The following is a 1,002-nucleotide window of genomic DNA, read 5'->3' as shown; positions in this document are numbered from 1 at the left end:
ATGCCAAATCCCTCGACGAGGTTCGGCGGCGCGCGCAGCACGAACTGGCGCAGCACGTCGGCGATGGCCTCGAGTTCGCGCGAGAACGCATCGATCGCGACGGCGTCGCGCTGGCTGAGCTTTGCCACCGATTGCCGGGTCCGGCCCTCACCGGTCAGGAGATAGCTGCCGTCGGGTGCGGGCAGGAAGTTCTGCGCGCGACGCTCGACGATGCGCAGGCCGTGTTCGGCCAGGTTCAAGTCGGCGATGATCTGCGGGTTGAGGAGACTGACGGTGTAGGCCGCCACCGAATTGCGGAAGCCGGGATGGAATTCCTCGGTCACGGCCGCGCCGCCGACCACCTTGCGGCGTTCGACAACTTTTACGCGCAAGCCCGCCATTGCGAGATAGGCCGCGCAGGTGAGGCCGTTATGCCCCGCCCCAATGATGACAACGTCCGTCTCGTTCATGCCAGCTTCAGTTTCAAAAAGGTTTGAATGGTTTTGAATTCGTCATTCCGGGACGGTCCGAAGGACCAGACCCGGAATCTCGAGCTTCCGGGTTCGATGCTGCGCATCGCGCCGGAATGACGCTTCTTAACCCGCATTGCCCGCCGTGTCGCCCTATGCTCCATTGCGGCGCTCCGGCAGCCCCTGCCGGATCCTGCCTCCGGCGCCCGCCGGTTTTCAGCCGGAGTTTTGATGACTGCTTCCGATTCGTCCGTCTCGGCGGAGCCTTCCGAAAGCCGGAACCGGCTGGTCCTGGTCGTCTATACAACCGCAATCTTCGTTAGCGCGCTGCTGCTGTTTTCGGTGCAGCCGTTGTTCACCAAGATGGTGCTGCCGCGGCTCGGCGGCTCTCCGGCGGTCTGGTCGGTGGCGATGGTGTTCTTTCAGGCGATGCTGCTGGCTGGCTACGCCTACGCGCATGTGTTGACCAAATTCGTGCCGGGCCGCGTGTCGGTCGCCGTGCATCTCGTTGTGACGATTGTGGCGGTCTTCGCCTTGCCGCTCGGTATCGCCG

2 protein-coding genes are annotated in these 1,002 nt (G+C 63.8%); one reads left to right on the top strand and one right to left on the bottom strand.

What is annotated here, in order from left to right; translation table 11 throughout:
- Window positions 1-449, bottom strand: a 449-nt coding sequence (locus tag ACEYW6_RS36355) for a phytoene desaturase family protein (protein ID WP_412983630.1), incomplete at its 3' end; no start/stop codon positions are given.
- Window positions 450-680: 231 nt separating this feature from the next.
- Between ACEYW6_RS36355 and ACEYW6_RS36350 the strand changes: the two genes are divergently transcribed.
- The coding region (locus ACEYW6_RS36350) for a hypothetical protein (protein WP_412983629.1) at window positions 681-1,002 on the top strand (322 nt) is incomplete at its 3' end.

Source organism: Nostoc sp. UIC 10607 (assembly GCF_047228265.1).
Classification (GTDB): Bacteria; Cyanobacteriota; Cyanobacteriia; order Cyanobacteriales; family Nostocaceae; genus Nostoc; species Nostoc foliaceum_A.
Note: the sequence above shows the minus strand (reverse complement) of the source record. Positions and strands in the feature narration are given on the sequence as shown.